Origin of the sequence: Wolbachia endosymbiont (group A) of Anomoia purmunda, assembly GCF_947251545.1 — a bacterium.
GTDB lineage: Bacteria > Pseudomonadota > Alphaproteobacteria > Rickettsiales > Anaplasmataceae > Wolbachia.
In genome coordinates, this window is the sequence record NZ_OX366362.1 from 94,569 (window position 1) to 109,153 (window position 14,585).

Genomic DNA, 14,585 nt, shown 5'->3' on the forward strand with positions numbered 1-14,585 from the left:
AAAAAAGCGTGAATTTTCATGTTGGTATAATTTATATCTTAGTGAAAAAATATAAGTAATTAATTTAGTGTGTAAAGTGTTAGTAACCGTTCACACTTAATTCTTCAATCTCACTAATAGAAAGGCCAGTAAACTTGACAATAGTGTTGACATCAACATTATTAGCCAGCATTGCTTTTGCAACTTCAATTTTTCCTTTCTCTATACCTTTCTCTTCAGCAAGATCAAGTCTGTATTCAAGAATGGCTTCTTCTTTTCGTAGATCCATTATCCTTTCTTCATAGGCTACTAAATCTTTTTCGTTCCAACGAAACTTATCTAACTCATCATATGCTAGCTTTATTATTGGTGCTTTTTCTTCTATCTCTTTTAAGTCCTCTTCTGTTGTTTCTTCTGCGTATTTAAAAAAGAAACACCATCTTTCTACTGTACTTTCTAGCTGCTCTACTTTACTTTTTGAAAATTTGGGCAATTCTATAAAGATAAATTGAAAATCTTTTAAGTAATGGCCGTTGGTTTTTATATCACGTATATTATGAGTAGAGATATAATCAACTTCTTCAGGAAGTAAGTTACAATTTGATATAGCAATAAAGAAGACTTTCTTTAAATCAATGTAATTTCCAGATTTATCTAATTGTCTTGAGTAAGCCTTAGCAGCATACAGTTGGGCACGTTTCTCAAAACCTTTATCACGAGCAAGCTGCATCTCAATTACAAACCTATTACCAATAGAATCCTTGCAGAGAACATCAACAATACTTTGTTTATCAGAGGCAACTTCGGGATCCATGATAGTACTTAAGAATTCAACTTCTTGTATTGCATTTATCTCAGTAAACCCTAAAATATCGTTCAAAAAGTGGATCAGGATATTCTTATTTTTTTCCGTTCTAAAGATTTTTTTGAAACACAAATCATTGCGAGGATCGAGAAATTTTGAAAGAGCCATGACAAAAATGCTTGAAAATGTTAATAATTATACACTATTATTAACAATTATTCAACCATATTTTTGGAAATAGCAATTTTCTGTATTTACTTTAAATTGAAGAAAGCTCAAATGAAAGATCATGTTTTGCTAAAATCACAGAATGCAGTCTGGTTACAAGTATTAGGCTCTATAGCTTGACCACAAAAAAAATCTAGATTCTAACGTTACGTTAGGATAGGGTAAGAATTTAAAAGCAAATTGACTTTCATTCCACCAAAGCACTATACTAAAACCACGATGGGTAATTAGCTCAGTTGGTAGAGCACTTGCTTGACGTGCAAGCGGTCGCTGGTTCGAACCCAGTGTTACCCACGTTTTTGTTTATGAAAAGATTTTATATGACAGCAGTGCATAACGGTAAACACTCAGCAGCGCAGTCCAAGCGCTTAATCTATTCCATAATAATAGTTGCGATAACAATGTTTATGGAAATAGTAGGTGGAATAATTTCACATTCGCTTGCTCTATTATCAGATGCAGGGCATATGCTCACTGACCTCTTTGCCTTGGTTTTAAGCTGGTTAGCACATAGGTTTTCAGCTAAGAAATCCGATTTGCAGAGATCATACGGATATCATCGGTTGCAGATAATTGCAGCATTTGTTAATGGTTTAACTCTATTCCTCATTGCAGTAATCATTATAATTGAGTCAATAAAGAGGTTTATTTTTCCAGTCAATGTTGAGTGGGAAGTAATGTTAATAATTGCTACACTTGGCCTGATCTCTAATATCATAGTCTTTTTTATATTACATAGTAAATGCGAAAGCAATATAAACATAAAAAGTGCTGTATTGCATGTTATTGGAGATATCTTAGGTTCTGTAGCTGCTATACTTGCATCTATAATTATTATGCTTACTGGATGGCAAATGGTGGATCCTATTCTGTCAGTACTTGTTAGTGTAATAATTTTAAATAGTGGCTACAAAATTCTAAAGAATTCTTGCCATATACTTCTTGAAGGTACACCTGAAGGCATATCAACTGAAGAAATAAAAAGTAAAATTGTATCTAAGCTACCTGAAGTGATAGATGTGCACCACATACATGCATGGTCGCTGTCTGATAATTATTTTATAATTACCATGCATGCTAAAATAAAGCAAAATGTGCAGCACACCAATGTTTTATATGAAATAAAAAAAATATTGCTAGATAAGTTCGAGATAGCACACTCTACAGTCGAGATCGAATACGATGAGTGTGCAGATAATAAGATACTTAAACATTGACGTTTTAAATTATTATACTATTACTATAATGTAATGATGTTGAAGGTAACCTATGATAGGTATTTCTCAATTACAATTTCCTTCAAAGGAATCTAGCAGGCTAAAGTTTGTTAGTTATTTTGCAACTTTTGTTTCTTTAAGCATTATCACTAATTCCGTTAATGTTCTTTTTTCTCTTGGTACTATATTCTTCAGGTCTGAAATTAAAACTCTTTATACCTACAAAGAAATAAAAGCGGCAAAACAGCAAAAAATGAGCAAAAGGGAATATTGGGAAATATTTTTTAAAAACAATACAATCAAGGTAGCAGCCTTCCTCTTGTTTTCTGCTTTCATAACATATCTAACTTTCACTACCACTTTCTTGCTTATTTCGTTACTGGGAACTATACCACTTACAATGCTATTAATTTTATTGCAGAGTGAACTAAGGCCAAAAGATTTTAACCCATTTACGCTGCTTAAAGCTTCTATAAATTTCTTTTTGGAAGGTATAAAAGAGAATTTACGTGGTATGGTTAATAGTTTTGATGTTAAGCTCGAGCATTTGCTTCCTCATAAGTTAAATGATGATATCATTAAAAATATTGATAAATTAAAAGATAAGTATGGTGAAGAAGTATCCAAAGACGTTATTAATGATAGGGAATTCAAGCAATTTATTGAATATATAAATGATTTATATGAACTTAATTATCGTCAATTTAGTGATGAAGATAAAGGAAGAGTAATTGCATTTTTAGATGACTTTTGCAAAGATGATCAAAAGCATAGCTCCGGCTTTACAGGTGGGCAGGTTCTGCTTTTAGTTTTAAGGGCTTGCAATGATGGAGACGGAGAAGCCGTTAAGAGTAAAAAGGATGCATTGATTTCTAATTTAATTGATAGCCAAACTTTCTCTAGAAAAGAGCGAATTCCTAACACTTGCTTCACCGGTATTATCTATAGAATGTTAAGCACGCTAGAAGGTATTCATCCTGATCCAGAAATTAGATTTACTCCCCCAAGGGAAATGTTGCTCTCAGAAGCACAAGATAAAGCACGTGAGTTTATGTTAGACAGGTTAAAAAACAAGAAAAACAATAAAGAAATTTTTAAGGCTTGGGATAAGTTAGATGATAGCAGTAACCAAATAACTTCTAATTTTATTCAAGAGATCAGGATACCTTTAATGAGAAATTTGTTTAGCTTGGATTGTAGTGAACAGAATGTAATAGATACAATAGGAAACCTTGAGTATATTAATCCAGGAAGATTAACCGACCCAAACATCGATAATATAAGAAGGAACAGGGTCAGCACGTAAATTATAAAAACTTATGTTCCTTGCCTTGTAAAAGATTCGCAATATTTCTATGGTGTTTTAGGAAAACTAGTGTTCCTATAACTAGTAATGTTAAAAACAAATTCCTCTGAAAAAAAAAGGACCATGCTACAGCCGTTGAGGTAGCACTTAATGAAGCAAGGGAAGAATATCGAAAGGTAAAAAACACTGCTAGCCAAACAAATATAAACACTAATGCCACAGGTATGTTAAACGCTATCAACACTCCCAGAGTTGTTGCAACTCCTTTGCCTCCTTTAAATTTTAGCCAAATAGGAAATATGTGCCCTAAAACTGCTAAAATTGCAGATACATATATATAAAAATCGTTATCATCAAAAATTTGTTGTGCTATATAAACTGCAATGAATCCTTTCAAGGAATCCAGAAGTAATGCCAAAGCAGCAAGAAATTTATTTCCCGTCCTTGCAACGTTTGTAGCACCAATGTTTCCTGAACCTACTTCTCTTAAGTTTATCCCTTTTATTCTTGTAATGATTAAGCTAAACGGTATTGAACCTAGTACGTAGGATAGTATAAGGACTATATACTTCTCCATCATATCCACAGTTGTTGTAATTTGAAGACAATTTGTTGCCTTGAACGACGTCGTTCCAGCGTCTCTTTTCGTATCATCTGAGTACCAGAAGGGTGTCATTCCAGTGCTTGACACTGGAATCCAGATATAAAAGTATTTGCAAATTATGCAGTTGACAACGGATTCTAGGAGCATATCTTAAAAATAATGTCCATGATGAAATAGACTGGATCCCAGTGTCACGCGCTGGGATGACAAGAGAGAGTTCTGAGGTAACAAGAAGATGGTACTGAAATGACATCTGTTATTGTACCTTCATATGCCAAAATTTAATTAATTTTATTATTCCTCAGCCTTTTTAGGTAGCACTGAACTTCATCGTTAATCTGATTACTAAACAGTATAAGTGCTGTCATGTTGATAAGAGCTAAACAAGAGAATAAAGTTCCACCGATATTGGCAATAGCCATTATATCTTTAGAAAGGCCAGAGAAAAACGCCACAATTATTACCGCTATGCGATATATCACTATACTTTTTGCACCAAACAAATATAACCACCCCATTTCACAACAATATACAAATGAAATTACCGAAGAAAATGCAAACAAAGGTGCAGCTATGGTTAAAAGTATAGGGAACCATGGAGAAACTGTCTCAAATGCCTTTTGAGTAATTAATATCCCTTCACCAACACTAGTCTGGTATGCACCTGTTATTACTATTGTTATTCCTGTTAAACAGCAAATTAACATTGTGTCAAAGCATGGTTCTATCATAGCAACAAGCCCAGTTCTTACTGGTTCTTCATCTTTAGTTGTTGCATGAGTAATTGAAGCAGAACCAACACCCGCTTCGCTGGCAAAGATTGCCCTTTGAATTCCAGCAACAAATGCTCCTACCATCCCTCCACCAACAGAATTGAAATCTATCATAGTGGAAAATAATATTTTCAACGTATAACCAAGGTTATGAATATTAAATGCAATAATAATAATACAACTAAAGATATATATAAGTGACATAATAGGCACTAGTGCAGAAGATACTCTAGCTATCCTTTTAATTCCGCCAATAATCACTAGAGCAAGCAGCGCAGAGATTATGGAAGAAAGAAACCAAGAGTGACCATCTACCCAACTTGAATAGCCAGATAATATGGAAACCATTTGGTTGGTTTGAAACGCTACACTTCCACCAAGACCTGATAATACAAAGAATACTGCATACATGGCAGCCAGCACAATACCAAGTTTTTTAAATCCAAATTCCTCCAGACCATTCCTTATATACTGAAAGGGACCACTAAACAATTGGTCCTGATCTTCTGTTCTATGTCTAAACGCCAACGTTACCTCAGCAAATTTTGCTGACATACCAAAAAAACCTGTAATCATCATCCAAGGCACCGCTCCTGGTCCACCCATTGAAACTGCAATTGCGACTCCAGCAACAGTTCCAAGGCCTACTGTGCTTGAAAGTGCAGTCATAAATGCCTGAAAATGCGTAATATGACCATCATGGTGATTCGTGTCATATTTTCCACATAAAATAGCAAACGCATGCTTAAACATTCTTATGTTGAGAAATCCAAAACGTAATGTTAGAAACACATAACCAAAAACTAGTAGAAGGATTATAAATGGCACGTAAAGGATCTTGAAAAACAGTACTTCATTCATGAAATTATTTATTCCGTTCAACACAGCGTCATAACTTTCGTGAAAACCTGAAGCAGCGTACACATCATTAAACAATAGGCAAAATAACACCATACAAAGCAATCTATAAATCATGTTAATACCCTTTAGAATTGTAATAAGAATCTATTGTATTCAAAACTTCCCTTCTCAGTAGATATATTGCAACAGCATTTGGAATCATAAGGCAAATAAACAAACTGTCACCTAGATAAGATATAAATTCTATATTCTTTGACATACAACTAATATACACTGAAACCACTATAAGAATTTGGAACAGTATCAGTATTTTTTTATTACCAAATAAGTACAGCAAAGCAACTTCACAGTAGTAACAATAAGCTATTATTGTCGAAAATGCAAAGGAAAACATCATTAGCGGAAAAACTAACTTGCTGAACAAGGGCAAAGCTGTTGAAAATACCGAACTAATTAGTGTAATATCACCCACGTTATCAGTGCTGTGCATACCAGTGATAATTATCACGATACCAGTCAAAAATGAGATTAATATTGTGTCTATAAGTGGTGCAATCATTGCAACGCACCCAACTTTAATTGGATCTTCTTCTTTTACAGCTGAATGTGCTATAGCTGCTGTTCCGGTACCTGCTTCGTTAGCAAACACTGATCTTCTCACTCCGGCTATTAATCCGCTCAATACTCCGCCTCCTATAGCCGATTTATTAAAGATGTCTTGAAATATTATAGATAAAGCATTCAGCAAATTACTTCCGTTTACATAAATTAAATATATACACATACAAACATATAGCACTATCATAATTGGTGCTAAGCTCGTTGAAACGAAAGCAATGCGCTTTATTCCTCCCAATATTACAATAAAGACAAGCAGGGATATAATAATGGACGCATTGTATTCTAGGAGGTTATTTGATAGTGCTGCCATTTGATTTGCTTGAAATGGTATACCGCCCAAAATCATTGCAATAAGTAGCATAATCGCATAAGTGAAGGCAAGAAATCTACCAGTTTTTGCAAATCCAATCTTTGCAAGCCCGTATTCCATGTAATAAAAAGCACCACCAGTTGTATTTTCAGAGCGATAAGTGAATGCAAGCACCACTTCGGCAAACTTTATCCACATACCAAGTATTCCGGTAATTACCATCCAAAAAACTGCACTTGGGCCCCCTATTGTGATAGCTATTGCAACTCCTGATATTGTTCCAAGACCAACTGTTCCTGAAATTACTGTTGCAAACGCTTGAATATGAGTAATTATGCCATTGTTGCTGTTATTACACTTTAGATTAAATAGCGTCTGTATTCCATATTTAAGTAACCTAAAGTTAATGAATTTGAACTGGGCAGTACAAAAGATTCCAGTTGCAATCACCCAAATAATTATGAATGGAATGTTGAATATCTTTATATACAGAAATGAATTTAATAGTTCACTTATCTTCAAAATCATGCAGTTTTCTATTTTTTGTTAGCTAACGAGTTTTATATGTAAAATATATATAAAACCCAATGCTTATTGGAATAGTAAGCGTATACACTATACCTAAAATTGGTAGAGTCATCCAGGGCTTACTGATGAAAAATACAATAAGTACTCCAAAAAATGACACAAATATATAGGATAGGCTTTTGGGAATATAAATATATTTTGCAGAGAAAGTTGGAATGTGACTTATCGAAAAAAATGAAATGGCCAGAAAGTAACAAGCTACGTTTCTTGTGTTAAAAAATCGCTCTATGAGAAGTGAGTATTCACTCTCATGAGATTGAAAGGTAATAATTATTGGTAACAAAGAAAGTAAAGCACACACTGGAGCTGGAACACCAGAAAAGAAAAATTTTTCCCAATGTGATTGTTCTGAGTGTAGCGAAACATTGAATCTTGCAAGTCTTATTGATATGCAGATTACATATATCATTACTAAAATCCAACCTATGACTTTGATTTCGTTTAGCTTCCAAAAATACAAAAGAAATGCAGGCGCTGCACCAAAATTTAGAAAATCTGCAAAAGAATCAAGCTGGGCTCCAAAATCGCTAGTGGATTTTAGAATTCTAGCTATTCTGCCATCCATTCCATCTATTATTGCTGCAATGATGATAAAAATTACTGAGAATTCCCATTGTTCATTAAATGTAAATTTAAGTGAAGTGAGACCAGAACATAAACCCAATAAAGTTATAAAGTTTGGGAATAATTTAGTAATAGGTAAGGATCTACTGTTACTTCCATCGTTATTCATATAACGTCAAAAGTAAGCTTCTCTTGAACGTTTTCCTTATTTAAGTTTGCTATAATTGTTTCACCACCAATAACAGTTTGCCCTTCTGAAACTCTTACTTCTATATCAGCAGGAACATAAATATTCACTCTACTGCCAAATCTTATAATTCCAAACCTTTCACCTGCTTTTACGTTCTGGGATACTCCTAAATTACAAACGATACGACGTGCAATTAATCCAGCTATTTGCTCCACAATAATTTCTTTTCCCTTTTCGTATTCAATTACAATAACCTGCTTTTCATTTTCATTACTAGACCTATTGCTCATTGCGGATACAAACTTGCCTTTTTTATAACTCATTTCCTTTATCGTACCAGATATTGGTATACGGTTCACATGGACGTTCAAAACACTTAAAAATATGCTAACAAGCGTAAACTTCTTCTCTTCTCCATTTTCTGCCGATAAAGGATAATTAACTTCTTCAATTTTTGAAATCACACCATCAGCAGGACTTAATATAAGATCCTTATTGTTTGGCACAGCTCTTGATGGATCACGAAAGAAATAAGTACACAATAATGTCGGGAACAAGCACGTAACACCAAACCCCCAAGATATAGAGAATGCTATACACGTTACTATAAAGGAAACTACTATAAATGAGTAACCTTCCCTGTTTATATTAGGTAAACTAAAACACATAATCTTATTCACAATAACCTATTGTTAACAATTTATCATTTATAATTTCTCATGAAAAGCTTTTTTTAACTGCTTCAGCAAAGTCTTTTTGATACAAGACAGATTGTTATATTAGCACATAGAGTTACCATCATACTGTAACAACCCGTCCAACACAAAATCTAATGCCTAAGTTTAGATCAGAAAACTGATTCTTCTAAAAGTTGCTCACTATCTTCGTCTATTATGATAGAATTATCATGATTTCTGAGTAAATCTCTGATTTTCGTTTCTATTTCATTTGCGACTTCTTTGTTTGTTTTTAGGTAAGTTTTTACATTCTCTCTTCCTTGTCCAAGACGTGTGTTGTTATATGAATAGTAAGCGCCTGCTTTTTCAAGCACACCAAGCTTTGCTCCCATATCTATTATTTCTCCGAGTTTTGATATACCTTCATTGTACATTATATCAAATTTCGCTTCTCTAAATGGAGGAGCAACTTTATTTTTTACAACTTTAACTCTTGTTTCATTGCCTGTAATATTTTCTTTGTCTTTTATTACACCAACTTTTCTTATATCAAGCCTTACAGAAGTATAGAATTTTAATGCATTTCCACCCGTGGTAGTTTCAGGATTTCCATACACTACTCCTATTTTCATACGAATTTGATTAATAAATATCAATATACAGTTCGCTTTTGAAACGGCAGAGGTTAGCTTTCGTAGCCCGTGACTTAGAAGCCTTGCTTGCAGCCCCATGTGCTGATCACCCATATCACCTTCAATTTCAGCTCTTGGAGTTAATGCTGCAACAGAGTCAATAACTATCACATCAACCGCACCGGAACACACTAAATACTCAACAATATGCAACGCCTGCTCTCCAGTGTCTGGTTGTGAAATTACTAAATCATCAGTGCTTACCCCAAGTTTACGAGCATATAAGACATCCAATGCATGTTCTGCATCGATAAATGCGCATGATCCTCCTTTTTTTTGTGCTTCAGCAATCACGTGCAAGGCAAGAGTGGTTTTACCAGAACTCTCGGGACCAAATATTTCAATTATACGCCCTTTTGGCAGACCTCCAACACCTAGAGCCGAATCAAGCGCAATTGATCCTGTGGATATTGTGTCTATTTTCTCTACAGGGTTTTGCTTCAACTTCATTATTGCACCTTTACCGAATGCTTTTTCAATCTGGCTTATTGCGTTATCTAGCGCTTTTTGTTTATCACTATTTCTTTCTTCTGGGTTACTTGCCATAGATCATTTATTAATTTATATAATTTTCTATGATAATCGAATGCAAGTAACCTGCCAAGGGTTTTCTAGTATTTATTTATTATTTTAATAAAAATGTTAACTTTTTCATAAAGCGGATATTTGTTTGCCTTATCGATTCGTATCCGTTCAGCCAATAGCGTCAACTTAGGGAAAAATATAAGCGATAGTGTGTAAAATTTCTCTCTAAATTTTTTATCATTAAATTATCCAAAAAGTGCAATAAACAGCACTTTTGTTTTTATTTTATTGCAACAAAAAAGTTTAAAATGTGTCCTTTTTAGACGAGACGTGCAGAAAGGAAAAAATCTTATTCTACAAATTAAAAATACAATATACTCAAAAACTTTTCAGAAAATCCATAGGAGAGTTTGCTAATGAAGGCTCTTAAGTTGACGCCATTGGCTGAACGGATACCAATAGAAAACATCTATTAGGAGCAATGCAAATGTTTTTCTCAGTCAGCTATAGAAGAAAATTCGTCTGCACAAGAATTTTTCATAGCATTCAATGTATCATAATCTGTAAAATCTAATTTTACTGGTGTGATAGTAATAAATCCTTCTTTTATTTTATTTACACTACCACTGCCTGAGTGCTCTCGAGACCAATTTAAGCTAAAAGAGCCATTCGAATTTTCAGTAAAAGTTAAATCCCCATCAATGTTATATTCACCTTGTTCAGCAAATTCTACTCCTTTTACTTTTTCCGTAGCAGGAAAATTTACACTCATCACTATGTTTTTAGCCCAACCAACCTTAACTAGCTTGGCAATAACCTTTGGTGCAAAAACCTTTGTATTGTGCCAGTCTATTTTATCATGATAAACTTGGCTCAGCGCAATAGAAGGTATAGACCTTGCAGCACCTTCCATTACAGCACCAATTGTTCCTGAATAACAAATATCGTCCCCGACATTTGATCCAATATTTACTCCGGACAATATTAAGTCTGGTTTTTTATTCATAACTTTATTTAGTGCAATAATGACACAATCTGCAGGAGTACCAGACACACTAAATTCCCTTTCACTATGTTGTTTTATTCCAATAGATTGTTTCACTGGATAATCAAGAGATCTTGCAGCCCCGCTTCTATCAGTATCTGGTGCCACTATCCATATTTCTGACGCAAAATTCCGTGCAACCTCTTTGAGTAATTTTATTCCTTCACTTCCAAAACCATCATCGTTTGTTATTAATATTATCATATACAATACTCAGCTATACAGTTCCAAATTATGTAAATCACTGGCTGTAAATAAACTCATGAGGCTTTAAGTTTCTTTGCATAACTATGAACTGTAACAAAGAACCTGCTGTTAATCAATAAGAAAAGGTTAGGAGTGCAAACAGGGAAGCTGTAAATTTTTTTGCGAGACCTAAGCCGCTTTTGATATAGCCAAAGGTTTACTGATGATTTGTCTCATTCCACTACCTGCTGACTTACTTTCTGCTTAGCATATCCATTAAATCAGACTCTTTGAGTTTACTATGGTCAACTTTACTGAACTTATTTACCATAGAGCTCATTTGATTATACTGCTTAATTAGAAGATTAACGTCAGTTACACTTGTTCCGGACCCCTTAGAAATTCTAAGTCTTCTTTTGCCATTTAAAATATCTGGATTTTGCCTTTCTTTTTCGGTCATTGAGTTTATGATGGCTATATATTTTTTCACTTTATTGTCATCTGGCACACTGCTACTTAGCTTTTTTGTGAATGAACTAGGAATGAATTTCATTATGTTGCTAATGCCATCCATTTTACTCAGAGTTTTTAACATTCCCACTAGGTCGTTTAGGTCGAATTTACCCTTTTTTACTTTCTTTTGTAACTTATCAATTTCTTCCTGACCAACAATCTCAGCAGCTTTTTCAACCAATGATACAACATCACCCATGCTAAGTATCCTTTTTGCAATTCTATCGGGATAAAAATCATCGAGGTCACTTAATTTTTCACCACAAGCAATAAATTTAATTGGACAATCGGTGATCATTTTCATAGAAAGAGCAGCACCACCACGTGCATCACCATCAACACGGGTGAGAATAATGCCGGTTACACCTATTACCTCATTGAATGATTTGGCAATGTTGACCGCATCCTGGCCTATCATTGCGTCGGCTACTAAAATAACTTCTGCAGGTGAAGCTATTTCCTTTACGGCTTTCAGCTCATTCATCAGATTATTGTCAATATGAAGCCTGCCTGCGGTGTCTAGTATTAATACATCATAATTATCGTTCTTTGCTGCTGCCAGTGCCCTTTTTGTAATTGCAATAGGCTCCTCATTTATTACTATAGATAAAGTTTGTACGTCTATCTGTTTACCCAGCACCTCAAGTTGTTTCTGGGCAGCCGGCCTATAAATGTCTAAAGAGGCAAGCATCACTTTTTTCTTTTGCTTTTTTAGCTTTAAAGCAAGCTTTCCTGAGGTAGTTGTTTTACCTGCACCTTGTAAGCCCACCATCATAATCACAGCAGGGGATTTAACTGCTAGATTTAAGTCACTTTTCTCTGATCCGAGAACTGCAACTAAATTATCCTGCACAATTTTAATTATCATTTGTGCTGGAGAAACACTTTTTATGACTTTTTCCCCAATCACTTTATCTTTAATGTCGTTGATGAATTTTTTTGCAACTTCAAGTGAAACGTCAGCTTCAATTAAAGCTATACGTATTTCACGCATGGCAAGATTAAAATCATCTTCAGAAATGATTGACTTTCCTCTCAGTTTACTAAATACAGAATTTAAACTTTCAGTTAACGATTTAAACATAATAGCATTAGTAGAATACTCATTAAAAAGAGAGAAGAAGCTGAAACAAAACTCACTGAGTTATAACCCAGCACTTCTTTAAGTTTAGTAATATTATTAAAGTATAAACCAGTAAGTGGATTAGTCAAGTTTTGCACTATGCTGGCAAACATTTCTCTAGTTTTAGAGACTAACTGATTGAACAGCAAGACAATATAGGATATGAAAGCTCTAAAAATCCAATCAACATCCATTTTAAAATTTACTCTCGGGTAAAACAACTTGCGTAAAGGAATAAACAATAAAGTGGTACATAGTAACAAATTAAATTGCGACAAAACATTTTTTGTGTTGTACACAAAATCGAAAATCGAAGGTTTATTGTAAATAGGTAAGTAAGGATTGCCAGCGATTACGCATATAAATGCTAAAATAATCATAGTCATTTTGCCTCCCCTCTCTGCTAAAGGTTTTGACTTACTTTTTGCAATAAATAAGTAATAAAGAAACTTTAGCCCCACGCTTAAATGAAGCAGCAAATTTAGAAGCTTATATAAATTTTTATACCCTTTTAAGGCAACAGTGTTCATTTCAATTTCAGCTGTGATATATGATTTACTGATAAATCCAATGGTTCCAGGAAATGCAGCCATTGTAAGTATTGCGATTATAGCACACATGCCTTCCACTGACATCAGTTTACCCACTCCATTAAAACTAATTGTTTTTGTTCGTGAAATAATCGAATTACTGACCACAAACAATAATGATTGATAAACAAGAGAGAAGATTATATGCAATATCAAAATTGGTATTGCCTTTTCCGAAGGGCTGAGTAAACTTCCTGCAATAATCAGCAAGCCCATTTGTCCTACAACGTTATAGCATAAAAATCTGCGAATATTTTGCTCAAGAGAAGCAAATATAATGCTGTAAATTGCAGTGATGGCGCCTACAAGCGCTAATATTTCAGTACAATCTTGCCATAGGTTATAAGTGTGTAAAAGCATCACTAAAAAAGAGACTTTAGTGGTAAATAAAGAGAGATATGTGGTGCCATGTAGCGATGCAGCAGGATATGCATCAACAACCCAAAACGAAAAAGGAAAACAAGCGCAGTTTATCAATAAACCCAAAATTATCAGGTTAGTGCTTTGAAGTGCCAATCCTGCTATTAATATAACTCCAACGAAAAAGTGTACACAAGCGTACCTTATTGCAGGTCCACTATCTCTACAGCCAGCTGCGATAGTAAAAAATGCACTGACGGTCATTAATTCACAGAATATTATAACCAATATCATATGTTCAGATAAAACTGCATAAAGTGAACTAATAGTGTAAGCAGCAAAAGATAGCATCTCTGAAAAAGTCAAATTTTGTGCTGGTAGAACAGCTAAAAATGCAACTGATAAAAAAGATATTAGTATGGTACGAAAAGATAAATCAAAATCTAGAATTGGGAGAGACCAATTTACTGCAATGCTCAAATTTTCAGGTAATTTTAGGACTATAACTATTAATACAGTCAGTAGAAGTAACAGTGACGATTTATAAAGTTGCACAATAATTAAAACCAATATGGTTTATGCTATCTCAATATATGAATAAAATCAATTTGCATATTAACCACTAATTAAACTAATTATCATATAATTATATCAGAGTTTAGAGGGTTATAGAGAAACCGGTCAGATTAGGTTTTTAATCTAATCTGACCGATAGCTTTAATAGTGAGGTAAGCTTTAATATAGCACTCCTAATTCATAATGCTACACTCGTGCATAATTTATTTTTAATTTGTGCACGAGCGTTAGTAAATTATTTACTTTTTGAAA

The 14,585-nt window shown here is 34.0% G+C and carries 12 protein-coding genes, 1 tRNA gene and 1 pseudogene; 3 read left to right on the forward strand and 11 right to left on the reverse strand.

Annotated features, from left to right (window positions below; translation table 11 throughout):
* Positions 1-79: 79 nt before the first annotated feature.
* On the reverse strand, positions 80-952 hold the full coding sequence (locus OPR57_RS00465) for an Rpn family recombination-promoting nuclease/putative transposase (RefSeq protein ID WP_265036641.1): 873 nt from the start codon (positions 950-952) through the stop codon (positions 80-82).
* 281 nt (positions 953-1,233) lie between these two features.
* On the opposite strand from OPR57_RS00465, the gene OPR57_RS00470 reads away from it, so the two are divergent.
* The 3 genes and pseudogenes from OPR57_RS00470 to OPR57_RS00480 all read left to right on the forward strand — a co-directional run.
* Positions 1,234-1,306 (forward strand) — tRNA-Val (locus OPR57_RS00470).
* Positions 1,307-1,419: 113 nt separating this feature from the next.
* Positions 1,420-2,229: a cation diffusion facilitator family transporter gene (locus OPR57_RS00475; protein ID WP_265036642.1), complete on the forward strand. Its 810-nt coding sequence runs from the start codon at positions 1,420-1,422 to the stop codon at positions 2,227-2,229.
* A 52-nt stretch (positions 2,230-2,281) separates the two neighbouring features.
* Positions 2,282-3,487: pseudogene (locus OPR57_RS00480) on the forward strand (hypothetical protein); the annotation flags it as partial.
* Between the two features lie 49 nt (positions 3,488-3,536).
* On the opposite strand, the gene plsY reads toward OPR57_RS00480, so the two are convergent.
* The 10 genes from plsY to OPR57_RS00530 all read right to left on the reverse strand — a co-directional run bounded on the left by plsY (position 3,537) and on the right by OPR57_RS00530 (position 14,312).
* A complete protein-coding gene (gene plsY / locus OPR57_RS00485; RefSeq protein WP_265037627.1) occupies positions 3,537-4,112 on the reverse strand; it encodes a glycerol-3-phosphate 1-O-acyltransferase PlsY in 576 nt (191 codons plus the stop codon).
* Positions 4,113-4,185: 73 nt separating this feature from the next.
* Positions 4,186-4,392, reverse strand: a complete 207-nt coding sequence (locus OPR57_RS00490) for a hypothetical protein (protein WP_265036644.1) — start codon at positions 4,390-4,392, stop codon at positions 4,186-4,188.
* Positions 4,393-4,420: 28 nt separating this feature from the next.
* On the reverse strand, positions 4,421-5,887 hold the full coding sequence (locus OPR57_RS00495; RefSeq protein ID WP_320157496.1) for an alanine/glycine:cation symporter family protein: 1,467 nt from the start codon (positions 5,885-5,887) through the stop codon (positions 4,421-4,423).
* A gap of 1 nt (position 5,888) precedes the next feature.
* Entirely contained in the window at positions 5,889-7,232 is a 1,344-nt protein-coding gene (locus OPR57_RS00500; RefSeq protein WP_265036645.1) for an alanine/glycine:cation symporter family protein, read from the reverse strand.
* A 22-nt stretch (positions 7,233-7,254) separates the two neighbouring features.
* Positions 7,255-8,025 carry a CDP-alcohol phosphatidyltransferase family protein gene (locus OPR57_RS00505; RefSeq protein ID WP_265036646.1) on the reverse strand — a complete coding sequence of 257 codons (771 nt, stop codon included), beginning with the start codon at positions 8,023-8,025 and terminating at the stop codon, positions 7,255-7,257.
* Positions 8,022-8,714 (reverse strand): phosphatidylserine decarboxylase, encoded by a 693-nt coding sequence (locus tag OPR57_RS00510; RefSeq protein ID WP_265037631.1) that lies wholly within the window; start codon positions 8,712-8,714, stop codon positions 8,022-8,024. The genes OPR57_RS00505 and OPR57_RS00510 overlap by 4 nt, the downstream gene beginning before the upstream one ends.
* Positions 8,715-8,893: 179 nt before the next feature.
* The gene (gene recA / locus OPR57_RS00515; RefSeq protein WP_010963008.1) at positions 8,894-9,961 is read right to left on the reverse strand and encodes a recombinase RecA; all 1,068 of its coding nucleotides are present in this window, start codon (positions 9,959-9,961) and stop codon (positions 8,894-8,896) included.
* 475 nt (positions 9,962-10,436) lie between these two features.
* Positions 10,437-11,189 carry a 5'/3'-nucleotidase SurE gene (gene surE / locus OPR57_RS00520; protein ID WP_265036647.1) on the reverse strand — a complete coding sequence of 251 codons (753 nt, stop codon included), beginning with the start codon at positions 11,187-11,189 and terminating at the stop codon, positions 10,437-10,439.
* A 235-nt stretch (positions 11,190-11,424) separates the two neighbouring features.
* Positions 11,425-12,768, reverse strand: coding sequence for a signal recognition particle protein (ffh, locus tag OPR57_RS00525; RefSeq protein ID WP_265036650.1), 1,344 nt, complete (start codon positions 12,766-12,768; stop codon positions 11,425-11,427).
* The gene (locus OPR57_RS00530; RefSeq protein ID WP_265036652.1) at positions 12,753-14,312 is read right to left on the reverse strand and encodes a proton-conducting transporter transmembrane domain-containing protein; all 1,560 of its coding nucleotides are present in this window, start codon (positions 14,310-14,312) and stop codon (positions 12,753-12,755) included. Before OPR57_RS00530 ends, ffh begins: the two co-directional genes overlap by 16 nt.
* Between the last annotated feature and the right edge of the window lie 273 nt (positions 14,313-14,585).

Coding starts and splice junctions, on each gene's coding strand:
- OPR57_RS00465 (WP_265036641.1), bottom strand. CDS start 952: ATGGCTCTTTCAAAATTTCTCGATCCTCGCAATGATTTGTGTTTCAAA.
- OPR57_RS00475 (WP_265036642.1), top strand. CDS start 1,420: ATGGAAATAGTAGGTGGAATAATTTCACATTCGCTTGCTCTATTATCA.
- plsY (WP_265037627.1), bottom strand. CDS start 4,112: ATGGAGAAGTATATAGTCCTTATACTATCCTACGTACTAGGTTCAATA.
- OPR57_RS00490 (WP_265036644.1), bottom strand. CDS start 4,392: ATGTCATTTCAGTACCATCTTCTTGTTACCTCAGAACTCTCTCTTGTC.
- OPR57_RS00495 (WP_320157496.1), bottom strand. CDS start 5,887: ATGATTTATAGATTGCTTTGTATGGTGTTATTTTGCCTATTGTTTAAT.
- OPR57_RS00500 (WP_265036645.1), bottom strand. CDS start 7,232: ATGATTTTGAAGATAAGTGAACTATTAAATTCATTTCTGTATATAAAG.
- OPR57_RS00505 (WP_265036646.1), bottom strand. CDS start 8,025: ATGAATAACGATGGAAGTAACAGTAGATCCTTACCTATTACTAAATTA.
- OPR57_RS00510 (WP_265037631.1), bottom strand. CDS start 8,714: ATGTGTTTTAGTTTACCTAATATAAACAGGGAAGGTTACTCATTTATA.
- recA (WP_010963008.1), bottom strand. CDS start 9,961: ATGGCAAGTAACCCAGAAGAAAGAAATAGTGATAAACAAAAAGCGCTA.
- surE (WP_265036647.1), bottom strand. CDS start 11,189: ATGATAATATTAATAACAAACGATGATGGTTTTGGAAGTGAAGGAATA.
- ffh (WP_265036650.1), bottom strand. CDS start 12,768: ATGTTTAAATCGTTAACTGAAAGTTTAAATTCTGTATTTAGTAAACTG.